Source organism: Streptomyces sp. NPDC060184, assembly GCF_042728795.1.
Lineage (GTDB): Bacteria > Actinomycetota > Actinomycetes > Streptomycetales > Streptomycetaceae > Streptomyces.
On the sequence record NZ_JBHWYX010000037.1, the window covers coordinates 45,376 to 67,989 of the forward strand.

At 72.8% G+C, this 22,614-nt stretch carries 21 protein-coding genes and 1 pseudogene; 16 read left to right on the forward strand and 6 right to left on the reverse strand.

Going from position 1 to position 22,614, the window contains the following annotated elements; all coding sequences use genetic code 11:
• Nucleotides 1–160 precede the first annotated feature (160 nt).
• Nucleotides 161–601, forward strand: a pseudogene (locus ACFWEE_RS23570) (hypothetical protein); the annotation flags it as partial.
• 84 nt (nt 602–685) lie between these two features.
• Here ACFWEE_RS23570 and ACFWEE_RS23575 read toward each other — a convergent pair.
• A complete protein-coding gene (locus tag ACFWEE_RS23575) occupies nt 686–1,297 on the reverse strand; it encodes a nucleoside triphosphate pyrophosphatase (protein ID WP_386891860.1) in 612 nt (203 codons plus the stop codon).
• 224 nt (nt 1,298–1,521) lie between these two features.
• Between ACFWEE_RS23575 and ACFWEE_RS23580 the strand changes: the two genes are divergently transcribed.
• The 4 genes from ACFWEE_RS23580 to ACFWEE_RS23595 all read left to right on the forward strand — a co-directional run bounded on the left by ACFWEE_RS23580 (nt 1,522) and on the right by ACFWEE_RS23595 (nt 4,332).
• The gene (locus ACFWEE_RS23580; RefSeq protein WP_386891862.1) at nt 1,522–1,935 is read left to right on the forward strand and encodes a GntR family transcriptional regulator; all 414 of its coding nucleotides are present in this window, start codon (nt 1,522–1,524) and stop codon (nt 1,933–1,935) included.
• Nucleotides 1,910–2,815: an ABC transporter ATP-binding protein gene (locus ACFWEE_RS23585; RefSeq protein ID WP_386891863.1), complete on the forward strand. Its 906-nt coding sequence runs from the start codon at nt 1,910–1,912 to the stop codon at nt 2,813–2,815. The genes ACFWEE_RS23580 and ACFWEE_RS23585 overlap by 26 nt, the downstream gene beginning before the upstream one ends.
• On the forward strand, nt 2,812–3,732 hold the full coding sequence (locus ACFWEE_RS23590; RefSeq protein WP_386891864.1) for a hypothetical protein: 921 nt from the start codon (nt 2,812–2,814) through the stop codon (nt 3,730–3,732). Before ACFWEE_RS23585 ends, ACFWEE_RS23590 begins: the two co-directional genes overlap by 4 nt.
• A gap of 66 nt (nt 3,733–3,798) precedes the next feature.
• Nucleotides 3,799–4,332 carry a hypothetical protein gene (locus ACFWEE_RS23595; RefSeq protein WP_386891865.1) on the forward strand — a complete coding sequence of 178 codons (534 nt, stop codon included), beginning with the start codon at nt 3,799–3,801 and terminating at the stop codon, nt 4,330–4,332.
• Between the two features lie 15 nt (nt 4,333–4,347).
• On the opposite strand, the gene mmpB is transcribed toward ACFWEE_RS23595, so the two are convergent.
• From mmpB to ACFWEE_RS23610, 3 genes are all read right to left on the reverse strand, one after another.
• Nucleotides 4,348–4,476 (reverse strand): morphogenic membrane protein MmpB, encoded by a 129-nt coding sequence (gene mmpB / locus ACFWEE_RS23600; protein ID WP_327177657.1) that lies wholly within the window; start codon nt 4,474–4,476, stop codon nt 4,348–4,350.
• 155 nt (nt 4,477–4,631) lie between these two features.
• Nucleotides 4,632–4,841 carry an acyl-CoA carboxylase epsilon subunit gene (locus tag ACFWEE_RS23605; protein WP_386891866.1) on the reverse strand — a complete coding sequence of 70 codons (210 nt, stop codon included), beginning with the start codon at nt 4,839–4,841 and terminating at the stop codon, nt 4,632–4,634.
• Nucleotides 4,842–4,910: 69 nt separating this feature from the next.
• The gene (locus tag ACFWEE_RS23610; protein ID WP_386891868.1) at nt 4,911–6,491 is read right to left on the reverse strand and encodes an acyl-CoA carboxylase subunit beta; all 1,581 of its coding nucleotides are present in this window, start codon (nt 6,489–6,491) and stop codon (nt 4,911–4,913) included.
• Nucleotides 6,492–6,662: 171 nt separating this feature from the next.
• Here ACFWEE_RS23610 and ACFWEE_RS23615 point away from each other — a divergent pair, with 171 nt between their 5' ends.
• Entirely contained in the window at nt 6,663–7,535 is an 873-nt protein-coding gene (locus tag ACFWEE_RS23615; RefSeq protein ID WP_386891869.1) for a biotin--[acetyl-CoA-carboxylase] ligase, read from the forward strand.
• Between the two features lie 269 nt (nt 7,536–7,804).
• Entirely contained in the window at nt 7,805–9,010 is a 1,206-nt protein-coding gene (locus ACFWEE_RS23620) for an adenylate/guanylate cyclase domain-containing protein (RefSeq protein WP_386891870.1), read from the forward strand.
• A 144-nt stretch (nt 9,011–9,154) separates the two neighbouring features.
• Here ACFWEE_RS23620 and ACFWEE_RS23625 read toward each other — a convergent pair whose 3' ends face one another.
• Complete coding sequence (locus ACFWEE_RS23625; RefSeq protein WP_386891871.1) at nt 9,155–10,834, reverse strand: DUF4157 domain-containing protein; 1,680 nt, start codon at nt 10,832–10,834, stop codon at nt 9,155–9,157.
• Between the two features lie 302 nt (nt 10,835–11,136).
• Between ACFWEE_RS23625 and ACFWEE_RS23630 the strand changes: the two genes are divergently transcribed.
• The 3 genes from ACFWEE_RS23630 to hutH all read left to right on the forward strand — a co-directional run bounded on the left by ACFWEE_RS23630 (nt 11,137) and on the right by hutH (nt 14,980).
• On the forward strand, nt 11,137–11,952 hold the full coding sequence (locus ACFWEE_RS23630) for an enoyl-CoA hydratase/isomerase family protein (RefSeq protein ID WP_386891872.1): 816 nt from the start codon (nt 11,137–11,139) through the stop codon (nt 11,950–11,952).
• A 119-nt stretch (nt 11,953–12,071) separates the two neighbouring features.
• Nucleotides 12,072–13,229, forward strand: coding sequence for a diguanylate cyclase domain-containing protein (locus ACFWEE_RS23635; protein WP_386891873.1), 1,158 nt, complete (start codon nt 12,072–12,074; stop codon nt 13,227–13,229).
• Between the two features lie 206 nt (nt 13,230–13,435).
• Nucleotides 13,436–14,980: a histidine ammonia-lyase gene (hutH, locus tag ACFWEE_RS23640; RefSeq protein WP_386891914.1), complete on the forward strand. Its 1,545-nt coding sequence runs from the start codon at nt 13,436–13,438 to the stop codon at nt 14,978–14,980.
• Nucleotides 14,981–15,096: 116 nt separating this feature from the next.
• Here the strand turns inward: hutH and ACFWEE_RS23645 are convergent, their stop codons facing one another.
• The gene (locus ACFWEE_RS23645) at nt 15,097–15,405 is read right to left on the reverse strand and encodes a hypothetical protein (protein WP_386891874.1); all 309 of its coding nucleotides are present in this window, start codon (nt 15,403–15,405) and stop codon (nt 15,097–15,099) included.
• A 193-nt stretch (nt 15,406–15,598) separates the two neighbouring features.
• On the opposite strand from ACFWEE_RS23645, the gene ACFWEE_RS23650 reads away from it, so the two are divergent.
• From ACFWEE_RS23650 to ACFWEE_RS23675, 6 genes are all read left to right on the forward strand, one after another.
• Nucleotides 15,599–16,042: a hypothetical protein gene (locus ACFWEE_RS23650; RefSeq protein WP_386891875.1), complete on the forward strand. Its 444-nt coding sequence runs from the start codon at nt 15,599–15,601 to the stop codon at nt 16,040–16,042.
• Nucleotides 16,043–16,368: 326 nt separating this feature from the next.
• On the forward strand, nt 16,369–17,637 hold the full coding sequence (locus ACFWEE_RS23655) for an Ig-like domain-containing protein (RefSeq protein ID WP_386891876.1): 1,269 nt from the start codon (nt 16,369–16,371) through the stop codon (nt 17,635–17,637).
• 183 nt (nt 17,638–17,820) lie between these two features.
• Nucleotides 17,821–19,314: an ABC transporter permease gene (locus ACFWEE_RS23660; protein WP_386891877.1), complete on the forward strand. Its 1,494-nt coding sequence runs from the start codon at nt 17,821–17,823 to the stop codon at nt 19,312–19,314.
• 49 nt (nt 19,315–19,363) lie between these two features.
• Entirely contained in the window at nt 19,364–20,047 is a 684-nt protein-coding gene (locus ACFWEE_RS23665; protein WP_386891879.1) for an ABC transporter ATP-binding protein, read from the forward strand.
• Between the two features lie 394 nt (nt 20,048–20,441).
• Nucleotides 20,442–21,821 carry an NADP-specific glutamate dehydrogenase gene (gene gdhA / locus ACFWEE_RS23670; protein WP_386891881.1) on the forward strand — a complete coding sequence of 460 codons (1,380 nt, stop codon included), beginning with the start codon at nt 20,442–20,444 and terminating at the stop codon, nt 21,819–21,821.
• 250 nt (nt 21,822–22,071) lie between these two features.
• Nucleotides 22,072–22,578: a helix-turn-helix domain-containing protein gene (locus ACFWEE_RS23675; protein ID WP_386891882.1), complete on the forward strand. Its 507-nt coding sequence runs from the start codon at nt 22,072–22,074 to the stop codon at nt 22,576–22,578.
• The last annotated feature ends 36 nt before the right edge of the window (nt 22,579–22,614 follow it).

Genomic DNA, 22,614 nt, shown 5'->3' on the forward strand with positions numbered 1-22,614 from the left:
CGGTGGCTTTTCTTTGTCGGGTCCCCACGAATGGATGAAGGATTCCCTTGCCGTACGGCGGAACCGCGCCGGCCGTGCGCACGCTCTTGTCCAGATGATTACCCGTTAGTAAGGTCCGCGGTACCGGACGTAACTTTGGGTAACAGGGGGTGGCGCCGTGCTGCGCAGACCGGTGGCCGTCGTGACGGCGCTCGTGCTCCTCGCCGAGGCCGTGGGGGTGGCGATCGTCAACACCGTCCTCGCCACCGTGGCGGAGAACCAGAACATGTCGCTGGCCGGACTGGAGCCCGGGGCCATGAGTACCGGCGCCTGGGTGATGGGCGGCGTCTCGACGGCCCTGCTGGTGATCGTCGCGCTCGTCGTGCTGACCGCCGCCGTACGCGACCGCTCCCCGGGCCGGGTGGGCCGGATCGCGCTGATCCTCACCGCCGTCGCGCACGCGGTGCTCGGGGCCCTGGCGGTGGGCCTGATCGGCTGGTACGCCTTCGGCTTCCTGATGGCCGCGCTGGCGCTGCTCGTCGGCACGCTGATCGGGTACGGGCCCGGGCGGCGGTCGCCCGGCACCGAGGGCGACGGCGCCGGGGCCCCGGCGGCCCCGGCCGCTCCGGCGACCCCTCCGGCTCCGACGGCCCCGGCGGCTCCGAGGGGCGGGCCCCCGTGGCGGGGGCCCCGGCTCCGCCTGTGATCAGTCCCACAACTCCGTGACGGAGACGCCCAGTTCGCCGAGGAGTCGGCGCAGCAGCGGCAGCGAGAGGCCGATCACGTTGGAGTGGTCGCCCTCGATGGAGTCGACGAACGGACCCGAGAGGCCGTCCAGGGTGAACGCCCCGGCGACGTGCAGCGGTTCGCCCGTGGCCACGTAGGCGGCGATCTCGGCGTCGGTGGGCTCGCCGAAGCGGACGACGGTGGACGCGGTCGCGGACGCGGTCCGGCCGCTCGCCCGGTCGATCACGCTGTGGCCGGTCCGCAGCACCCCGGCCCGGCCCCGCATCGCCTGCCAGCGGGCCGTGGCCTCCTCGGCGTCGGCCGGCTTGCCCAGCGCCTCCCCGTCCAGGTCCAGCACCGAATCGCACCCCACGACCAGGGCCCCGGCCGTCTCCGGGAGCGCCGCCACCGCGGTCGCCTTCGCCTGCGCCAGTACGAGCGCCAGTTCGCCGGGGGTCGGGGCGGAGAGCGCGTCCTCGTCCACCCCGCTGACGATCTTCTCGGGGGCGAAGCCCGCCTGCCGCAGCAGGCCGAGACGGGCGGGGGAGGCGGAGGCGAGCACGAGCCGGCGCTGAGCAGTCATGCGGGCCATCGTAGGTCCCGGGCCGGGTGCGGCCCCGGCCGCTGCGCGCCCCGTGCGGCCCGCCCCGGTGAGGTGGCCGCACCGGGGCGCCCTTCTGCCCGCGCACGTGCGTACTTCCGTCGTCCGGCCACGGCCGAAGCCGCAGCCGTCACCGCTACCGGGGACGCCTTGACGTGCATGGATCATTCAATGCATCATTCCATTAGTTCATTGGTCATACGGGAGGTGAGGCCATGGGGTTCGCCTTCCGGATCGACCGGCGCAGCGGCGTGCCGAACTACGTCCAGATCATCCAGCAGGTCCAGCAGGCGCTCCGGCTGGGGCTGCTGAAGCCGGGAGACCGGCTGCCCACCGCCCGGGCGGTGGTGGAGGCGACCGCGCTCAACCCCAACACCGTGCTCAAGGCCTACCGCGAGCTGGAGTCCCAGGGGCTGGTCGAGACCCGGCGCAGACACGGGACCTTCGTCACCGGCACCCTCGGCGCGTCCTCGGCCGACTCGCCCTGGCGGGCGGAGCTCGCGGACGTGGCCGCCCGGGCCGCCGCCGAGGGTGCCGAACGCGCCGACCTCGCCGCCCTGTTCACCGACGTGCTGGACGATCTCTACCCACCGGAGGAATCCGATGCCCTTCCCCACCAGCAGCCCTGACACGGCGCTCGCCGCCCGCGGGGTCACCCAGAGATTCGGGCGCAAGGGGCGCGCCGTCCTCGACGACTGCACCTTCGACGTCCCCGCAGGGGTCGTGTCCGCCCTGGTGGGGCCCAACGGTGCCGGAAAGTCAACTCTGCTGGAGCTGGTGGCCGGCATGCGGCGGCCCGCGTCGGGAACGCTCGAGGTCCTGGGCGGACCGCCCGGAGCCGGGCATCCCCGGGTCGCGTACCTCGCCCAGCACCGGCCGCTCTTCCCCCGGTTCACGGTCGGTCAGACGCTGCGACTGGGCGCCCGGACCAACCCGTCCAACTGGGACGCGGAGCTGGCCGGTCGGATCGCGGAGCCCCTGGGCGACGAACGGGTCGGGACCCTCTCCGGCGGCCAGCGCACCCGCCTGGCCCTGGCCCTCGCCCTCGGCAAGCGCGCCGACCTGCTGCTGCTGGACGAGCCGATGGCCGAACTCGACGTGCTGGCGCGGCAGGAGGTGATGGGGCTGCTCATGGCGCACGTCGCCGACACCGGCACCACCGTGGTCATGTCCTCGCACATCATCTCCGAGCTGGCCGACGTCTGCGACCACCTGCTCCTGCTCGACCGGGGCACGGTCCGGCTCTGCGGCGACATCGACGAACTGACCGCTTCCCACGCGGTGGTGGCCGTACCCGGCGGCGCCGAGGGGCTCGGCGGGCACACCGTCGTGGAGACCCGCCCGGCCGGGCGCGGCACCAGCGCGCTCATCCGCCCCGCCGGGCCGCTGCCCGCCGGGTGGGACGCGCGGACCCCCTCGCTGGAGGAACTGGTCCTCGCCCACCTCACCCCTGCCGCCGTCGGCCACGCTGCCGCCCCGACCTCCCTCAGCAAGGAAGACGCCGCATGAGCGCCACCACCACCGCCCCGACCGGCCGGCTCACCCGCCCCGGGCCCGGAACTCGCATGCCGCTCGTGCTCATCGCCGTACGGCAGTACCGGTGGATCGCGCTCGTCGTCGCGCTGCCGGCCGCCCGCGTCTGCGTCGCGCTCCTTCGGCACTACGGAAGTTGGGCCGACGCCCTGGCCCTGCGCGACCGTGTCGGCGGTCAGGAGTACCACTTCGGGCGGTACGCGCACGACGCCCACCAGGTGACCGCCCAGCTGGTGAACGACGGCGCGTCCCTCGCCTTCCAGCCGGCCCTGCTCGCCGCGGTCGTCACCGCCGTCCTGACCGCGCGGGAGTGGGAGAGCCGCCGGGTCGTCCTCGCGCTGACCCAGTCGGTCACGCCCCGCCGGTGGTTCACCGTCCGCTGGGCGGTCCTGGCGGCGGTCCTCGCGGCGGTGACCGTCCCCCCGGTGGTGCTCTACCGGATCAGCGTCGTGCACGGCTTCGGCCGGAACCTGCTCACCTTCGGCGCCGAGCGGCAGAACGCGTACTACACGATCGGCCCGGTGACCGTCGCCCACGTCCTCCTCGGGGTCGCCGCGGGCGCACTCGCAGGAACGTTCCTCCGCCGCACCCTGCCCGCCCTCGTCGCGGCGCCCGTCCTCACCTGGCTGGTCGCCGGAGCGCTGGTCCGCTCCCGGGCCGTACTGCTGGTCGACTTCCCGCTCTTCTCCAAGGTCGACGGCTTCCACCCGGGCGGCATCGTCGGTCTCCAGTTCTACGACGCCCTGCCCCAGGACAGCTACCTCATGAACTCCCTCACACCCGGCGACTACTGGGGCTACCAGATCGCCTCCAGCGTGCTGGTGCTCGCCGCCGCGGCCCTGCTCACCGCCGCCGCACTCCGCGTGCTGCGCCGCCGCACCGCGGCCTACTGACCGGCGGCGCCCGCGCGCCGCCACCGGCCCTCGCACCTCCGTGCTCCCACCCCGAAAGCAGTCGCCATGAAGGCTCATGCCGCCGACCATCAGCATGCCCCGGCCGAACCGGGGTCCCCGGACGACGTGGCGGGGCACCGGGCGGACGGGCGGGCCCCCTGGTGGAGCAGCCCCGGCCCGATCGTGTGGGGCTTGGCGGCGGCCACTGCGGTGCGCGTCCTCAGCATGCTCCCGTCGGACGACGAGATCGCCGCCGTCGCCTCGCTCCCCGTCTTCCTGCTGGCCTTCGGCGCGGGCGTCGCGCTGTGCCTGTCGCCGTGGTGGAGCCGGACCCGCCGATGGATCGCCCTCGCCTGGCTCCTGCTGCCGAACCTGCTTCTCGCCCTCGGGATCGCGGCCACCGACAACCGGGCCATGCACCTCACACTGAGCGCCGTCTCGCTCGCCGTGCGCGTCGGCACACTCTGGTGGATGTGGCACAACCGGACCGTTCCCGCCCCCGACCGCCACCGCTTCCCGCACTGGGCCCGGGGGCTGAGCTGGATCGCGGTGGTGGCCGTCGCCGTCGCCGAGACGGTCCTGTGGGTCGTCACGCTGTAGGTACGGCCCGGCGGCTCAGCGCAGGCCGATCACGAACATCCCGACCACCATGGCCAGCGCGAGGAGGAACCCCGCGCGCCGCAGCATCTCCTGGGCGTCGCGCAGTTCCTTCGGCGGGCGGTCGTCGGGGTCGGACCAGAGCATGCGTCCGATCCTGCTCCGCCCGCCGCGGTCCTGCCTGAGTACGGGTACTCAACCACCCGTTTGCCGGGTCCGGTCACCCTCGGCGACCGCTCCCGGGGCGCGCCTTCGCACCGCCGTCGCTCGGCGGACGGCGGTGCGAAGGCGTGGCCGGCCGCTCAGGCGGGCCAGTACGTGCGCGCCCAGACCCCCGGCCCCGGCGCCGGCCGGGCGGTACGGGCGATCCGTGCCGGGTCGGACCACGGCGCGTGCGTCGCCGCTGCCCCGGTGTCCGGCGCCGAGGCCGCCGCGGCGGCGCGCGCCCGGACCACCGCGAGGGCGGCGGCGAGTTCCTCGGGGGTCGGGTTTCCCCGTACGACCCTGATCATGGTCGGGCTCCTTCCGTGCGGCGGGTGGCGTACACGCGCCCTGCAGTGGGATGTCGGGCGTACGCACGCCTACAGCGGGATGTTGCCGTGCTTCTTCGGCGGCAGGGACTCGCGCTTGGTGCGCAGCTGCCGGAGCGCCTTCACCACGTGCTTGCGGGTGTCCGAGGGCATGATCACCGCGTCCACGTAACCGCGTTCGGCCGCGACGTACGGGTTGAGCAGCGCGTCCTCGTACTCCGTCATCAGCTGCGCGCGGGTCGCCTCCGGGTCCTCGGCGGCGGCGATGGTGCGGCGGTGCAGGATGTTCACCGCGCCCTGGGCGCCCATGACGGCGATCTGGGCGGTCGGCCAGGCGAGGTTGACGTCGGCGCCCAGGTGCTTGGAGCCCATCACGTCGTACGCCCCGCCGAACGCTTTGCGGGTGATGACGGTGATCAGCGGGACGGTCGCCTCCGCGTAGGCGTAGATCAGTTTGGCGCCCCGGCGGATGATGCCGCCGTACTCCTGGTCCACGCCCGGCAGGAAGCCCGGCACGTCGACGAAGGTCAGCACCGGCACGTTGAACGCGTCGCAGGTGCGGACGAAGCGCGCGGCCTTCTCGCTCGCGTCGATGTCCAGGCAACCGGCGAACTGCATCGGCTGGTTGGCGACCACGCCCACCGGGTGGCCCTCCACGCGGCCGAAGCCGGTGATGATGTTCGGCGCGAACAGCGCCTGGGTCTCCAGGAATTCGGCGTCGTCCAGCACGTGCTCGATGGCGGTGTGCATGTCGTACGGCTGGTTGGCCGAGTCCGGGATCAGCGTGTCGAGCTCGCGGTCCTCGTCCGTCGTCCCCAGGTCCGCCTCCTCCGGGAAGGCCGGCGGCTCGGAGAGGTTGTTCGAAGGGAGGTACGACAGCAGGGACTTGACGTACTCGATGGCGTCCTTCTCGTCGCCCGCGAGGTGGTGCGCCACACCGGAGGTGGTGTTGTGGGTACGGGCTCCGCCCAGCTCCTCGAAGCCCACGTCCTCGCCGGTGACGGTCTTGATGACGTCGGGTCCGGTGATGAACATGTGCGAGGTCTGGTCGACCATCACCGTGAAGTCGGTGATCGCGGGCGAGTAGACCGCGCCGCCCGCGCAGGGGCCGACGATCAGCGAGATCTGCGGCACCACACCGGAGGCGTGCACGTTGCGCCGGAAGATCTCGGCGAACAGCCCGAGCGCCGCCACCCCTTCCTGGATGCGGGCGCCGCCGCCGTCGTTGATGCCGATGACCGGGCAGCCGGTCTTCAGCGCGAAGTCCATGACCTTCACGATCTTCTCGCCGTACACCTCGCCCAGCGAGCCGCCGAAGATCGTGAAGTCCTGCGAGTACACGCACACCGGACGGCCGTCGACCGTGCCGTACCCGGTCACCACCCCGTCCCCGTACGGACGGTTCTTCTCGATCCCGAAGTTGGTGGACCGGTGGCGGGCGAACTCGTCCAGCTCCACGAAGGAACCCTCGTCCAGCAGCAGGTCCACCCGCTCCCGCGCGGTGAGCTTGCCCTTCGCGTGCTGCTTCTCGACCGCGCGCTCGGAACCCGCGTGCGTGGCTTCGCCGATACGGCGCTGCAGGTCCGCGATCTTGCCCGCGGTGGTGTGGATGTCGCTCTGCGGCTCGGACATCGGGTGGCGGCTCCCTGCCTGGTGACGGGACATGACGGGGGCTCGGTCCCGGGGACGGGCCCGGCACGCACCCGCGGGGAAGCCCTCGTTCCTGTACAGCTACTGCCCCGTAGCGTATCGGCGGCCCCGCGGATCGGCAGTGCGTCCTTTGCCACACCTAGGGTTACTTGCATGACACCTCCGGATGCGCCTTCGAACCGCTGGTCGGACCTGGACCGGCCGCCCCTGAACACCACCGCGCTCCGCCGCGGACTGCTGCGGCCGGGCGCGCTGTGGACCTCGCTCGACGTCGTCGAGGAGACCGGCTCCACCAACACCGACCTCGCCGCCCGGGCCGCCTCGGCGAACCCGCCCGCCGAGGGCGCGGTGCTCGTCGCCGAGGTGCAGAACGCCGGACGCGGCCGGCTCGACCGGGTCTGGACCGCCCCGCCGCGCTCCGGGCTCTTCTTCTCCGTCCACCTCGCGCCCACCGACGTACCCGTGGAGCGCTGGGGCTGGCTGCCGCTGCTCACCGGGGTCGCCGCCGCGACCGGGCTGGCCCGCGCCGCCGGGGTGGACATGGCGCTGAAGTGGCCCAACGACCTGCTGGTGACCGTCGACGGCGTGGAGCGCAAGGCCGGCGGCATCCTCGCCGAACGCGCGGGGGACGGCGTCGTCGTCGGCCTCGGCGTCAACGTCTCGCTCCGCGCCGACGAACTCCCCGCCCCCACCGCCGGCTCCCTCGCCCTCGCCAAGGCCGTCTCGCTCGACCGCGAGACCCTGCTGCGGGCCGTCCTGCGCTCGCTGGAGCAGTGGTACGGCGAGTGGCGCGCGGCCGGCGGCGACGCGGCCCGCAGCGGGCTCCAGGCGGCGTACGCGGCCGGCTGCGCCACGCTCGACCGCACCGTGCGGGCCGAGCTGCCCGGCGACCGCTCGGTGGTCGGGCAGGCCGTCGCGATCGACGGCGACGGCCGTCTCGTCCTCTCCACCGGCGACGGGCTCCAGCAGCCGGTCTCGGCGGGCGACATCGTGCACCTGCGCGGCACGGCGGGCGGGCTCGTCTGACGGCGGACGGCCCCGGGGGAGGGGACGCGCACGCGTGCGAGGGTCGCGCGAGTGTGCGTGCGGGGGCGTACGGAGAGTGAACACGCGCCCCCCGGGAGGGTGAACGCGGCGCGCGCCGGAGTGCGAAAGCGTGAGTTGTCACGTCCGACGCACCCGTACCGGCCCATCGGGGACGTGAGCCAGGGCACACCTGCCGTATCGTTGAGGCGATCCAGCGACAGATCACAGATCGGCAGGGCAGTGCGCAGGGAACGGGCAGGAGGCGGGCAGTGACCGTCGGCGACACGGGTTCGGACGGGGGCGCGAGGCCGCCTACGGACCCCTCGGTCCATGCCACGCCCCATCACGAGGTCGATCACACGGCCGAACCGACCGACGACCCGCTGGCGATCCGGCTGGAGCAGCTGATCCTCGGCGCCGAGCGCCAGTACACCCCCTTCCAGGCGGCCCGCACCGCCGGCGTCTCCATGGACCTGGCCTCGCGGTTCTGGCGCGCCATGGGCTTCGCCGACATCGGCCAGGCCAAGGCGCTCACCGAGGCCGACGTGCTGGCGCTGCGCCGCCTCGCCGGTCTCGTCGAGGCCGGGCTGCTCAGCGAGCCGATGGCGATCCAGGTGGCGCGCTCCACCGGCCAGACCACCGCCCGCCTCGCCGAATGGCAGATCGACTCCTTCCTGGAAGGCCTCACCGAGCCGCCCGAGCCCGGGATGACCCGCACCGAGGTCACCTACCCCCTGGTCGAACTGCTGCTGCCGGAGCTCCAGGAGTTCCTCGTCTACGTGTGGCGGCGCCAGCTGGCCGCCTCCACCGGACGGGTCGTGCAGGCGCAGGACGACGAGGAGATGGTCGACCGGCGGCTCGCGGTGGGCTTCGCCGACCTGGTCGGGTTCACCCGGCTCACCCGGCGGCTGGAGGAGGAGGAGCTCGGCGAACTCGTCGAGGCCTTCGAGACGACCGCCGCCGACCTGGTGGCCGCGCACGGCGGCCGACTGGTGAAGACCCTCGGTGACGAGGTGCTCTTCGCCGCCGACGACGCCGGTACGGCCGCCGAGATCGCGCTCCGGCTCATCGAGGCGATGTCCGCCGACACGACCATGCCCGCCCTGCGCGTGGGCATCGCCTTCGGCACCGTCACCACCCGGATGGGCGATGTCTTCGGTACGACCGTCAACCTGGCCAGCCGGCTCACTTCGATAGCGGCGAAGGACGCCGTCCTGGTGGACGGGGCGTTCGCCGAGGAGCTGATCCGCACGGGCGACTCGCCGGAGTCCGAGGCGAGGGCCGCCGAGGAGCTCGCCGCCGCGGCCGAGCGGGCCCGGATCGCCGAGAAGGAGGGCCGGACGCTCACCGACGAGCCGCCGCTGCCCGCCTACCGCTTCCAGCTCCAGCCCATGTGGCAGCGGCCGGTGCGTGGTCTCGGCGTGGTCGAGCCGTGGATGCTGACCCGGCGCGCCCCGCGCGAGGGCGGTCGCTGAGACCGCTCCGGTCCACCCGGCACGGCTCCGGGCCCGCGACCGCCTTCACGGGTCTCACGGGCCGGGGCGTCCCGCGCGCCTCGGCCCGCCCCCGTCCCCGCCCGTGCCCGGGACGGCGCCCGCCCGCCCCGGGCACGGGGGGCGTCAGAAGCCCATGTCCGCCACGTGGTCCAGGATGTGCTCCCGGTTCCTCGCCACGAACTTGTCGGCGGCCTGGTCCAGGGCCTGGTCACGCGCGCTCCGGAGCTTCGCGTAGGTCTGGGGGCTGACCTCTTCGAGCTTCTGGACGGCATCCGCGCCGTCGCCGAACTTCCTGGCCGCCGCCAGACCTCCGAGAAACATCGAACCGACCTTGACCGCTGCCTTGACGCCGGGGTGCGGGATGGCATTCGCGACCTGGCCGATCACCTGGCTCGTGGCCACGGAGCCGACGACGGCCCCCGCCGCTTCCTGCTTCTTCGCTTCCAGGGTGTCGTCGAACTGAGCCAGAAGCCGTCGGCCCTCCGCCGGACTCGTCTGCTGGGCGGCCTGCTCCAGTGCCTGGCGCACCTTCTCTTCACCCTCGAGGGCGACCCAGGCAGTCCACAGCATCCCTTCCGACACGTTCCCCCGGCTCGGCAGAGGCTCGGAGAACCCGGCGGCACGCCCGGTGACAGCCGACTTCGCTCCGCTCGCCAGCCCGCTCAGGAACGGTGTCTCAGGAGTGCGCTCGGCCATTTTCCGCCGGGCCAACTGCGACAGCACGTCCGCGACGGGCCCGTGCTCCGGACCGCTGGAGGACGGTCCGGGACGGTCGCCCGACTGCCGCTGGTTCATCTGCCGCAGCATCGCGCCCGGAGTGCTGGGCGCGGAGTGCGCGGGTGGCGCCGCGAAGGAGGCGATGACCCGGTCGCAGATGACGTCGGCCAGCTCCTCCGCGCCGGCCTTGCTGTCGTCGTGGACGAGATGGTCCGCGTCGGCGACGATTTCCTTGATCACGGCCGTGGCCTTGAGCTCCACGCGAATCGCCGCCGCGACGCCGAGGGACGCACCCATCCGGGCTTTGACGGAATCGAGTACCGAGATGCCGTGCTGTTCGAGGAATTCCCGCACGCTCTTCTCGTCGCCCAACTCCCGGGTGCTCTGCGGATTCTGCGCGTCCCGGAGGCTCACCCGGCGCTGGATCGCGCCCTCGGCCGGCCCGCCGCTGCTCTCGGCGGGTGCCTCCGCGGTCCGCGGCGGAAGCGACGTGCTGCTCCGCATCACCCGCGTCGCGTTGGCCTCCGCTTCCCGTTCGAACCGGTCGCCGGGGTCGCTGACGGAGAGCCCCCGGCCGTTGTCGGTCCCGGCGACCGGGCCCCGACGTTGCTGGATGACGTGGGTGAGCTCATGGGCCAGGGTGTGCTTGTCGCCGCCGCCCTCGCCGATGACCACGTGGTTCCCGCTGGTGTAGGCGCGGGCGCCGACCTCGGCGGCGGAGGCGCGGGCCGCGCTGTCCCGGTGGATCCGGACGTCGGAGAAGTCCGCGCCGAGCCGGGTCTCCATGTCCGTACGGGTGGCCTGGTCGAGCGGGCTGCCGCCGGACCTCAGCACGTCGTGGACGGCGGAGCGCTGCACGGCGGGCGACTCCTCCCGGTGACCGCAGCCGGCGGAGTGCTGGTGCTGATCGGGCTGAGCCCATGAGTGGCCGGACTGGCGGAGCAGCTGGACGACCGCCGCGTTGCCGGCCGCCTGCTGAAGGCCGACGAGGCCCTGAGGCTGTCCGGGACGGGCGGACCCGGACCGGTGGGCTGGACGCGCGGCCTTCTCGGCCCCGCCCGTCCTGGCGCTCTCATGGCTGTACAAGGAGACCCCTTCAACGACGTGGATTCGTTGACTTCCTACACGAGGTTCCTTCCGGCCGCCCCGTACTTCCGGGCAGGACCGGCTGCTCGAACGGGCAACGGCCGACCGCGACCTTGCCCCCTCGGCCCCGCGTGCCTCCCGCACCGCGGTCCGGCCGGAGGGCAGGGCCCCCGCTCGGGCCACGCGTGACGCACCGTGCCCTTCATCTGTCCCCAGCCCCTCGTCCGCACCGCTCGGACCACGCCTGCTGCCCGATCCGGCCTAAGCTCCCCCGGAACGCCACCACCGGAGGGATGGAACCCATGAGTGTCACGTCCGAGCAGCGGTTCGGGGAGTTCGTCGTCGTACGGCGTCACGCGGAGTCCGGGCACGTCGCGGAGCTGGTGCTCGACCGGCCGAAGGCCATGAACGCGGTCTCCTCGGAGATGGCCCGGTCGGTCGCCGCCGCCTGCGAGGCGCTCGGGGCGGACCCTGACGTACGCGTCACCGTCGTCTCCTCCAGCAGCCCGCGCGCCTTCTGCGTGGGCGCGGACCTCAAGGAGCGCAACTCCCTCGGCGACGCCGAGCTGGGGCGGCAGCGGCCGGTCGCGCGCGCCGCGTACACCGGGGTGCTGGAGCTGCCGATGCCGTCCGTGGCCGCCGTGCACGGCTACGCGCTCGGCGGCGGGTTCGAGCTGGCGCTCTCCTGCGACGTGATCGTGGCCGACTCCACCGCAGTGGTGGGGCTGCCCGAGGTGTCGGTCGGGGTGATCCCGGGCGGCGGCGGCACCCAGCTGCTGCCCCGCCGGGTCGGCGCGGCCCGGGCGGCCGAGCTGATCTTCACCGCGCGCCGGGTGGAGGCGGCGGAGGCCCACGCCCTGGGGCTGGTGGACGAGCTGGTGGCGGAGGGCACGGACCGGGACGCGGCGCTGGCGCTGGCCGGGCGGATGGCCGCCAACTCCCCGGTCGGGCTGCGGGCCGCGAAGCGCGCCCTGCGCCTCGGCCACGGGCTCGACCTGCGGACGGGGCTGGAGGTGGAGGACGCGGCTTGGCGCACGGTGGCCTTCTCCGGCGACCGTGCGGAGGGCGTGGCCGCGTTCAACGAGAAGCGCGAGCCCCGGTGGCCGGGGCTGGGGTGACCCGGCCGCGGGTGCATGACGCAGTGTGACCGCGGAGCCGGGGGCGGCAGGGGGAGTTCCCGGCCCGGCGCGGACCCTTCGGGTGATCACACCGGCTCATACGTACATAAGCTGGTGTGATGGGTGGTGACGATGTGCGACTGCGGGCGGTGGTGTCGCTGGCGCAGACCATGGCGGCGGCCTGCACCGCGAAGGAGTCGTGGCGGGCCGCGGCCCTGGGCGCCTGCGAGGCGCTGGGCGGCTCCTTCGCCGCTCTCTCCGTGTGGGAGCGCGACCGGGGCAGGCTCCGCGTCCTGGTGAACGCGGGGGAGCGGGCCGAGGGGGAGGAGGAGTTCCCCGAGGAGGAGGCGTACCCCGTCCACCGGTTCCCGGAGATCACCGAGTTCCTGCACGAGCGCTGGGCGGGCGGCGGCGAACCCGACGCCTGGGTGGAGACCGCGGAGGGGCACCACCCGGGTGGCGGCGCACCGGCCCGGGGCGCCCGCCCGTTCTGCCACCAGCGGGTCGCCGCGCTCCAGCGGCGCGGCCGGGGATGCTGCGTGGTCGCGCCGATCGTGCTGCACGGCCGGGCCTGGGGCGAGCTGTACGTGGCCCGGCCGGTCGGGACGCCCGTCTTCGACCGGGACGACGCCGACTTCGCGACGGTGCTCGCGGCCGTGGTCGCGGCGGGCATCGCGCAGACCGAGCGGCTGGAAGAGGTGCGCAAGCTCGCCTTCACCGACCCGCTGACCGGCCTCGCCAACCGCAGGGCCGTGGACATCCGGCTGGACGAGGCGGTGGAGCGGCACCGCGTCGAGGGCGCCGTGGTCAGCCTGGTGGTCTGCGACCTCAACGGGCTCAAGGCGGTCAACGACACCCACGGCCACGCCGTCGGCGACCGCCTGCTGGAACGTTTCGGCTCGGTGCTCTCGCGGTGCGGGGCGATACTCCCGGACGCCCTCGCCGCCCGGCTCGGCGGCGACGAGTTCTGCCTGATCTCCGTGGGCCCCGGGGCGGACGAGGTGATCCGGGTCGCCGCCGAACTGTGCGAGCGCGCCGCGGCGATGGAGCTGGGCGACGGGGTGGCCTGCGGGCTCGCCTCGACCGGCGACCCGATCGGGCCGGTCCACTCGGCCCGGCGGCTCTTCCGGCTCGCCGACGCCGCGCAGTACCGGGCGAAGGCCGACCGTGCGGTGGGCCCGGTGGTGGCCGGGCGGGACGGCGAGGTGATGCGGCTCGCCGACTCGCCGCCGGCCCCGGCCCACGACCGCCGGAGGCTGCGGGGGAACCTGCCGTGAGAGGACCTGCCGCGAGAAGACCTGCGGTGCGAAGACCTGCGGTGTGAAGACCTGCGGTGTGAAGACCTGCGGTGTGAAGACCCGCCGTGCGGGCGGCCGGGGTGGGCCGGCGGGTGGAGCGGCCGGGGCAGGTCGTCGGTAAGGGGTCAACCCGCCGAGCACTGGTGACATGGCCAGTTTCAGTGCGTAGGGTCCTGAATATGGATATGCACACTGTCGTGGTGGGGACCTCCGGAACCACCGCCGAGGACGTCCTGGCCGTGGCCCGCGAGGACGCGCGCGTGGTCCTGTCCCCGGAGGCCCTGGACGCCCTCGCCGCCGCCCGCAGGACCGTCGACGCGCTCGCCGCGCGCCCCGAACCCGTCTACGGCGTCTCCACCGGCTTCGGCGCCCTCGCCACCCGCCACATCAGCCCCGAGCTGCGCGGACGCCTCCAGCGCAACATCGTCCGCTCGCACGCCGCGGGCATGGGCCCGCACGTGGAACGCGAGGTGGTGCGCGCGCTGATGTTCCTCCGCCTCAAGACGGTCGCCTCCGGCCGCACCGGCGTACGCCCCGAGGTCGCGCAGACCATGGCCGACCTCCTCAACGCCGGGATCACCCCGGTCGTCCACGAGTTCGGCTCGCTCGGCTGCTCCGGCGACCTCGCCCCGCTCTCGCACTGCGCCCTCGCGCTCATGGGCGAGGGGGAAGCCGAGGGGCCGGACGGCACCGTACGCCCCGCCGCCGAACTCCTCGCGGAGCACGGCATCACGCCGGTGGAGCTCCGCGAGAAGGAGGGACTCGCCCTCCTCAACGGCACCGACGGCATGCTCGGCATGCTGGTGATGGCCCTCGCCGACCTGCGCGCCCTCTACACCAGTGCCGACATCACCGCCGCGCTCTCGCTGGAGGCGCTGCTCGGCACCGAGAAGGTCCTCGCCCCCGAACTGCACGCCATCCGTCCGCACCCCGGGCAGGGCGTCAGCGCCGCCAACATGCTGCGGGTGCTGGAGGGTTCCGGCCTCACCGGCCACCACCAGGACGACGCGCCCCGCGTCCAGGACGCCTACTCCGTACGCTGCGCGCCCCAGGTCAACGGTGCGGGCCGGGACACCCTCGCGTACGCCGCCACGGTCGCCGAACGGGAGCTCGCCTCCGCCGTCGACAACCCGGTGGTGCTGCCGGACGGGCGGGTGGAGTCCAACGGCAACTTCCACGGCGCCCCGGTGGCGTACGTCCTCGACTTCCTGGCGATCGTCGCGGCCGACCTCGGCTCCATCTGCGAGCGCCGCACCGACCGGCTGCTGGACAAGAACCGCTCGCACGGGCTGCCGCCGTTCCTCGCCGACGACGCCGGGGTGGACTCCGGCCTGATGATCGCTCAGTACACCCAGGCGGCCCTGGTCAGCGAGATGAAGCGGCTGGCCGTGCCCGCGTCCGCCGACTCGATCCCGTCCTCCGCGATGCAGGAGGACCACGTCTCGATGGGCTGGTCGGCCGCGCGCAAGCTCCGTACCGCCGTGGACGACCTCTCGCGGATCGTCGCGGTCGAGCTGTACGCGGCGGCGCGCGCCGTCGAACTGCGGGCCGCCGGAGGGCTGTTCCCCGCACTCGCCACCCGTGCGGCCGTCGAGGCGCTGCGCGAGGCGGGCGCCGAGGGGCCGGGGCCGGACCGTTTCCTCGCCCCCGACCTGGCCGCCGCCGACGCGTTCGTCCGCGGCGGCGGGCTGGTCCGGGCCGTGGAGCGGGTCACCGGACCGCTGGACTGACGCACCCGCCTCGGCTCCGCCCGCCCTGCCGCCCGTCCCCCGGTCCGGAGGGCGGGCGGCAGGGCGGCGGTGCCGTGTCACGCGGGCGACCGTCGTGTCACGCGGGTGACGTCATGTCACGCGGGCGAGGAGGACCGGCGGTCCGAGCGCGCGACGTACCCCGCGCCGAGGCCCAGCAGGACCGTGCCGCCGATCAGATACGGCGTGGCGTCCGTGCCGGAACCGGAGTCCGCCTGGGCGAACTCCCGGCTCGACGAGCCGTACGACTCGTCCGTCCCCTGCACCGGAACGGTGGCCGCGGTTCTCGCCGACGCGGTGTCCGCACGCGTGTCGCCCGTGGTCTTCGCCGACGGTACGAAGCAGAGCGCGCCCAGCACGATGCCCGCGGCGGAAACGGTCAGCAGTGTGCGACGAGTGATGGTCACAGATTCGATCCCCTGACGACGACCTTGAGTTGACCCCCGTGGGCCGATGGTACGACCTTCATCAAGGAGCACCGAGCGGCCCCGGCGCGTCCGGCCCCGGGGACGACCACCGCCGCGAACGGGCCGGTGCGAAGGGGCCCCGCCCGCAGCGGGTCGCTGGAGCGCGCGGGAACCGGAGCCATACGCTCCGGCCATGAGCACTTCCGAGAGCACTTCACAGAACATGGCGCGGGGACTGGCCCGGGACGCGCGGGAGCCGGTGGCACAGGACGCTCCGGAGCCCGCGTTCGTCCGCCTCCAGGTGGAGCTGGTGGTGGAGGTCACCGACCTGGAAGCCCTCACCGGCACCGCCCTGGAAGCGGTCGCCGCCGAGTACGAGGACGCCCTCCCCGACCCCGACGACGACGGGGCGGACCAGGAGCGCAGGCATGCCGAGTCCCTTGTCCGGGCAGACGCCGCAGAGGCGCTCGCTTCGCTGATCGACCCCTTCGACCTGGTCAGCGCCGTACCCGGGATCGAGCTCGCACAGGCCTCCTGGAGCAGCGAGGCCGTCGAGCACGACGCGTACGACGGCGACGACGATGCGGACGCCTACGAGTACTACGACGAGGACGACGAGGAGAGCGGGAAGGAGTAGCCGGCGTCCGGCCCCGGCTCCGCACCGGGGCCGGGGCGGTGGGCAGCCGAGGAGAATGGAAGGGGCGACCACGCGGGCAGCCGTCCGCGGCGACCGGTCCGACCTGTGAGGACACCGTTTCCGGGCCGCGCGCCGGCCCGGACCGGAACCGCACCGGGCCGGACACGCGCGGGCGGGAACCAAGGCCGTCGGGGACGCGTCGATGAGTGGTGTTCCCCACATCCGGTGCGGATGTGGAACGGATCGCCACCGACCGGGGTTCTGGAACATTGACGGGAACCCGCATCTGGCGGCGCCGTTACGGGGATTTTGGGGAATTGGCAACGATGGAGAAGCGTGTGATCACGGACAGCAAGCGGCGCAAGGGCCTCATGGCCGCGTCCGCACTGCTCGGCGGCGTGCTGGTGCTCTCGGCGTGCAGTGGCGGCGACGATGCGAGTCCCACGGGTGCCGGCAGCACGCAGAAGTCCCAGACCGCGGTCGACGAGGCCGCGGCCAAGGACGTGTCCGAGGCCCAGATATCGATCGAGCCGAAGAACGGCTCGACCAACGCCAGCATCAACAACGCGGCCAAGGTCACCGTCGCCAAGGGGACGCTGACCACCGTCACCATGACGACCGCGGCCGGGGACACCGTGGAGGGCACGCTCGCCGCGGACGGGAAGAGCTGGAAGCCCGCCGCCCAGCTGGAGCGCTCCACCACGTACAAGGTCATCGCCACGGCGAAGGACTCCCAGGGCCGCGAGGCGCACGAGAACGGCTCCTTCACGACCGTCTCGCCGGACAACAGCTTCATCGGGAACTTCACCCCCGAGGACGGTTCCACCGTCGGCGTCGGCATGCCGGTCTCGATCAACTTCAACAAGGCGATCAGCGACAAGGCCGCCGTCCAGGCCGGCATCACCGTCACGTCGAGCAGCGGCCAGCAGGTCGTCGGCCACTGGTTCAACTCGCAGCGCCTCGACCTCCGCCCCGAGGACTACTGGACGAGCGGCTCCACCGTCACGCTGAAGCTCGCGCTGGACGGTGTCGAGGGCGCGGACGGCGTCTACGGCGTGCAGCAGAAGACGGTCACGTTCAAGGTGGGCCGCAACCAGGTCTCCACCGTGGACGCGAAGGCGCACACGATGACCGTCACCCAGGACGGGAAGACGATCAAGACGATCCCGATCTCCTCCGGTTCGCCCGACAACCCCACGTACAACGGCCAGATGGTGATCTCCGAGAAGTACACGGAGACCCGCATGAACGGTGCCACGGTCGGCTTCACCGACGACGACGGCAAGGGCGAGTACGACATCAAGGACGTCCCGCACGCCATGCGCCTCTCCAGCTCCGGCACCTTCGTGCACGGCAACTACTGGGGCGACCCCAGCATCTTCGGCTCGGCCAACACCAGCCACGGCTGCGTCGGCCTCCAGGACGTCAAGGGCGCCGGCGACGCGGACCAGCCCGCCGCGTGGTTCTACAACCACTCGATCATCGGCGACGTCGTCGTCGTGAAGAACTCCCCGGACAAGACCATCGCCCCCGACAACGGTCTCAACGGCTGGAACATGAGCTGGTCGGAGTGGACCGCCGGCTCGGCGGCCTGATCCCCGGCACCCCGTTTTCCCCCGCCGAGGGCGGTGGCACCCCGGTCCACGGACCGCCGGTGCCACCGCCCTCGGGCGTTGGCGGGGGCGGTGATCCTCCGGGAGTTCCCGGCCCGGCAGGTTCTCATCCTCCTCTCATGATGGCCTTAACTCACCATCACGCCCGGTCCATAGGTTCGCGGCATGTTCTTCACCTACCTCCGGCGCGAGCTGCGCCGTCGCAGAAAGGCGGCGCTGGTCGTCGCCTCGGGGCTCGCCCTCGGCATTGCGCTGGTCATCGTCGTCAGCTCGGTCACCGCCGGGATGGGCAAGGCCCAGGACAAGGTCCTGGAATCGCTGTACGGTCTCGGCACGGACATGACCGTGACCAAGGCCGCCGCCGCCCAGGGCACCTCGGGCGCCCAGGAGCGCCCGAGGTTCAACTTCGACGCCAAGGACAGCGACGACGACGCGACGCAGTCCACCGACCGCGTCATGGTCCAGGGCTTCCAGACCCTGGCCGACTCCACCGTCACCAAGGTCGGGAAGCAGTCCGGCGTGGCGACCGCGGTCGGCGGGCTGAGCCTGAACGTCCTCAAGGTCGACGGCCAGTTCAAGCGCGGCGAGTTCAAGCAGGACCAGTCGTCCGGCAACGGCGGAGGCCAGGGCGGCTTCGGCGGTCAGGGCGGCGGCGGTGGCGCCCCGCAGGGCCGCGTCGAGGGTGGCGGCGCCTCCTTCGACGTCAACTCCTTCACCGTGTACGGCACCGACGTCACGCACCAGGACCTCGGCCCGCTGACCTCCTCCGAGATCACCAAGGGCCGCACCTTCAAGACCACCGAGACCAACGGCAAGGTCGCGATCGTCGACGCCTCCTACGCCAAGGAGAAGTCGCTCGCGGTCGACAAGACCGTCACCATCTCCGGCACCAAGTTCACGATCATCGGTGTCTCCACCGCGAGCAGCGGTGACGCCGCCGCGAACGTCTACATCCCGCTCCAGCAGGCCCAGACGCTCTCGGACTCGAAGGCCAAGGTCACCACGGTCTACGTGAAGGCCAAGGACTCCACGGCCATCGACAGCGTCAAGTCGGCCATCCAGAAGAACATCTCGGGTACCACCGTCACCACCTCCGCCGACCTGGCCGACACGGTCTCCGGCTCCCTCTCCACCGCCTCCGACCTGGCCTCCAGCGTCGGCAAGTGGCTCTCCATCGTCGTCCTGATCGCCGCCTTCGTGGTGGCGGGCCTGCTCACCTCCTCGGCGGTCAGCCGTCGCGTCCGCGAGTTCGGCACCCTGAAGGCCCTCGGCTGGAAGAGCGGCCGGGTCACCCGCCAGGTCATCGGCGAGGCGCTCGTCAACGGCCTCATGGGCGGTGTCCTCGGCATCGCCGTCGGCCTGGCCGGCGCGTACATCGTCACCGCGATCAGCCCCACCCTCACCGCGGAGCTCGGCTCCGGTGGTGGCGGTGGCGGCGGTGGTGGCGGCTTCGGCGGCATGGGCGGCGGCGGGATGGGCGGCCCCGGCCGCCAGTCCGCCGCGAAGACCCTGGACATCGCGCTGACCGCGCCGGTCTCCCTCTCCACCATCGTGATCGCTGTCGTACTGGCCGTGGCGGGCGGGCTCATCGCCGGCGCGTTCGGCGGCTGGCGTGCCTCCCGGCTGCGCCCGGCCGACGCCCTGCGTCGCGTCGAGTAGTCACCGGCTCCACGACCTCACCTTCCGTACGTACAGCAGGAGTCCACACGTGTATCAGCTCAGAGGCGTCACCAAGCGCTACATGCGGGGAAAGACCAGGGTCGACGCGCTCGCCGGGGTCGACCTGACCATCGAGGACGGTGGCCGGCTCGTCATCCAGGGCCCCACCGGCGGCGGCAAGTCCACCCTCCTCCAGATGCTCGGCGGCCTCGACCGGCCGACCGAGGGCACCATCGAGCTCGACGGCGTCGACCTCGCCAAGCTCTCCGAGGCCAAGCTCACCAAGGTCCGGGCCGAGTCCATCGGCTTCGTCTTCCAGAGCTTCAACCTGATCCCGACGCTCACCGCCGCGGAGAACGTCGAGACCGCCCTGGTCCCGCTCGGCATCAGTGCAAAGATCCGCCGCGAACGGGCGATCGAGGCGCTGGAGTCGGTCGGCCTCGGCGACCGCCCCACCCACCTGCCGAGCGAGATGTCCGGCGGGCAGCAGCAGCGCGTCGCCATCGCCCGTGCGCTCGTCAAGAAGCCCAAGGTGCTCCTCGCCGACGAGCCGACCGGCAACCTCGACGAGTCCATGCGCGACGAGATCATGACGCTGCTCGAAGGGCTCTGGAAGGAGCTGGGGCTGACCTTCGTCATGGTCACCCACGACAGCTCCCTCGCCCGCAAGGCCCCGCGCCTCGCCACCATCCGCAAGGGCAAGGTCACCATCACGGAGAACGCCTCCGCTTGACCCGGCCGCCCCGCGCCACGGACGCGCCGACCACCCCCGGGTGGCCGGCGCGTCCGCGTACGCGGGCACGTTCCGCACGGCGGAGACCAAAAGCCGCCCCTCCGTGATTACGGTCACACCACGAGCCGTCCGTCCGGACGGCGGGAAGGCGGTGATCCTTCGGAGCCGTACGGCCGTTCGGCGGCCCGGTCCGTCGGGTGCGACCGTCGCGCGATGGCCACTATGTGGATGATCCGGAAGGCGCGCGCCGTCCGAGAGGACAATTGAGCCATACACCGGTTTCTGTCCGTCCCGCGCGCGACACCCGCACACGCACGGGGGGCGACGGGGCCGGGTGCGTTCTCGGGACGGGCGCGCACGTATCTGCCACTGCTCCAAGGAAGGTCTTGATCAGATGTCGGTATCTTCTGAATCCGCTCTCACGCCCACGGCTGAGAGCCGCGTCATCGAGCCGCTCTACGCGGAGGTCCTCCGCCGCAACCAGGGCGAGAAGGAGTTCCACCAGGCCGTCCGGGAGGTCCTGGAGACCCTCGGCCCGGTGCTCGCCGCGCGCCCCGAGTTCGTGGACGCGCGCATCATCGAGCGGCTGTGCGAGCCCGAGCGTCAGCTCATCTTCCGCGTGCCGTGGTCGGACGACAACGGCGACATCCACGTGAACCGCGGCTTCCGTGTCGAGTTCTCCAGCTCGCTCGGCCCGTACAAGGGCGGACTGCGCTTCCACCCCTCGGTCAACCTCGGCATCGTCAAGTTCCTCGGCTTCGAGCAGATCTTCAAGAACGCCCTCACCGGCATGCCGATCGGCGGCGGCAAGGGCGGCTCCGACTTCGACCCCAAGGGCCGTTCGGACGCCGAGATCATGCGCTTCTGCCAGTCCTTCATGACCGAACTCCACCGCCACCTGGGCGAGTACACCGACGTCCCCGCCGGTGACATCGGCGTCGGCGGCCGTGAGATCGGCTACCTCTTCGGCCAGTACAAGCGGATCACCAACCGCTACGAGTCCGGCGTCCTCACCGGCAAGGGCCTCGGCTGGGGCGGCGCCCAGGCGCGTACCGAGGCCACCGGCTACGGCTGCGTCATGTTCACCTCCGAGATGCTGCGCGTTCGGGGCGAGTCGCTGGAGGGCCAGCGCATCGCCGTCTCGGGCTCCGGCAACGTCGCCATCTACGCCATCGAAAAGGCCCAGCAGCTCGGCGCCACCGTCATCACCTGCTCCGACTCCAGCGGCTACGTCGTGGACGAGAAGGGCATCGACCTCGACCTGCTCAAGGAGATCAAGGAGCAGGACCGGGGCCGGGTCTCCGACTACGCCGAGCGCCGCGGCGCCTCCGCCACCTTCGTGGCGGGCAGCGGCCTGTGGACCGTGCCGGTCGACGTCGCGCTGCCCTGCGCCACGCAGAACGAGCTGCACGAGGAGGACGCCCGCGCGCTCGTGCGCAACGGTGTGAAGGCGGTCGCCGAAGGCGCCAACATGCCGACCACCCCGGAGGCCGTCCGCGTCTTCCAGGAGGCGGGCGTCGCGTTCGGCCCCGGCAAGGCGGCGAACGCCGGTGGCGTGGCCACCAGCGCGCTGGAGATGCAGCAGAACGCCTCGCGCGACTCGTGGAGCTTCGCCCACACCGAGGCGCGCCTGGAGGAGATCATGCGGCACATCCACGACTCCTGCTACACCACCGCCGAGCGCTACGGCAGCCCCGGCAACTACGTCGTCGGCGCCAACATCGCCGGCTTCGAGCTGGTCGCCGAGGCGATGCTGGCCCAGGGCCTCATCTGACGGGCGACGGTCACGGGTGACGGGCGACGGTCACGGGTGACCGTTTCCCGGCCGGGGCCGGTTCGGTGCGTGCGTGCGCGCGCGCGTACGGAACCGGCCCCGGTGCTGGGGTGGGCGGTGCTCGGCGGTGCTTGACGGTGCCGGGACGGTGCGCCTGGGCCGGGGGTTGCGCTGTTTCTCCGTCAGCAGATCCGCCGAGGGCACAGCGCTGTACGCCCCACGGGCGCGGCGCCGCTCCTACGCTTGAGCGATGACGAACCGAGCGAGGGACACCAGCCCGTACGAACCCAGCGCGTACGCCCCCGGACCGCGCCGCCCCACGCGTGGCGCCCGGGTGATACCCCTGCGACCGGTCCCGGCGTCCGCGACCCCCGCTCCCGCGACCCCGGCGCCCGCGGCTTCTCCGTCCGAGGTCCCGGCTCCCGCACCGGGCACGGCCCGGGAGCCGCTGCTGCGCGACCTCGTCGGCGAGGTGCTGCGCCAGGAACGCCTCTCCCAGGAGCGGACGTTGAAGGACGTCGCGGACGCGGCGCGGATCTCCTTCGCCTACCTCTCCGAGCTGGAGCGGGGCCGCAAGGAGGCGTCCTCCGAGGTGCTCGCCTCCGCCGCGCACGCCCTGGGGCTCGGCCTCGCCGACGTGCTCGGCCGGGCGACGTCGGAGCTGGCCCGCCGGGGCGCGTTCCGTACGGCGGCCCGAGCGGCCGGGCTCGTGCCCGCGCGCGCGATACCCAGGGCGCAGGTGCGGCTGGCCGCCTGACGGGGCGACGGCTCTCCCGCCGCCGCCGGCGTCCCC

Bases quoted from the DNA above. Each gene is read 5' to 3' on its own strand.
- ACFWEE_RS23575 (WP_386891860.1), bottom strand. From the start codon at position 1,297: ATGGCCCGCATGACTGCTCAGCGCCGGCTCGTGCTCGCCTCCGCCTCC.
- ACFWEE_RS23580 (WP_386891862.1), top strand. From the start codon at position 1,522: ATGGGGTTCGCCTTCCGGATCGACCGGCGCAGCGGCGTGCCGAACTAC.
- ACFWEE_RS23585 (WP_386891863.1), top strand. From the start codon at position 1,910: ATGCCCTTCCCCACCAGCAGCCCTGACACGGCGCTCGCCGCCCGCGGG.
- ACFWEE_RS23590 (WP_386891864.1), top strand. From the start codon at position 2,812: ATGAGCGCCACCACCACCGCCCCGACCGGCCGGCTCACCCGCCCCGGG.
- ACFWEE_RS23595 (WP_386891865.1), top strand. From the start codon at position 3,799: ATGAAGGCTCATGCCGCCGACCATCAGCATGCCCCGGCCGAACCGGGG.
- mmpB (WP_327177657.1), bottom strand. From the start codon at position 4,476: ATGCTCTGGTCCGACCCCGACGACCGCCCGCCGAAGGAACTGCGCGAC.
- ACFWEE_RS23605 (WP_386891866.1), bottom strand. From the start codon at position 4,841: ATGATCAGGGTCGTACGGGGAAACCCGACCCCCGAGGAACTCGCCGCC.
- ACFWEE_RS23610 (WP_386891868.1), bottom strand. From the start codon at position 6,491: ATGTCCGAGCCGCAGAGCGACATCCACACCACCGCGGGCAAGATCGCG.
- ACFWEE_RS23615 (WP_386891869.1), top strand. From the start codon at position 6,663: ATGACACCTCCGGATGCGCCTTCGAACCGCTGGTCGGACCTGGACCGG.
- ACFWEE_RS23630 (WP_386891872.1), top strand. From the start codon at position 11,137: ATGAGTGTCACGTCCGAGCAGCGGTTCGGGGAGTTCGTCGTCGTACGG.
- ACFWEE_RS23635 (WP_386891873.1), top strand. From the start codon at position 12,072: ATGGGTGGTGACGATGTGCGACTGCGGGCGGTGGTGTCGCTGGCGCAG.
- hutH (WP_386891914.1), top strand. From the start codon at position 13,436: ATGCACACTGTCGTGGTGGGGACCTCCGGAACCACCGCCGAGGACGTC.
- ACFWEE_RS23650 (WP_386891875.1), top strand. From the start codon at position 15,599: ATGAGCACTTCCGAGAGCACTTCACAGAACATGGCGCGGGGACTGGCC.
- ACFWEE_RS23655 (WP_386891876.1), top strand. From the start codon at position 16,369: ATGGAGAAGCGTGTGATCACGGACAGCAAGCGGCGCAAGGGCCTCATG.
- ACFWEE_RS23660 (WP_386891877.1), top strand. From the start codon at position 17,821: ATGTTCTTCACCTACCTCCGGCGCGAGCTGCGCCGTCGCAGAAAGGCG.
- gdhA (WP_386891881.1), top strand. From the start codon at position 20,442: ATGTCGGTATCTTCTGAATCCGCTCTCACGCCCACGGCTGAGAGCCGC.
- ACFWEE_RS23675 (WP_386891882.1), top strand. From the start codon at position 22,072: ATGACGAACCGAGCGAGGGACACCAGCCCGTACGAACCCAGCGCGTAC.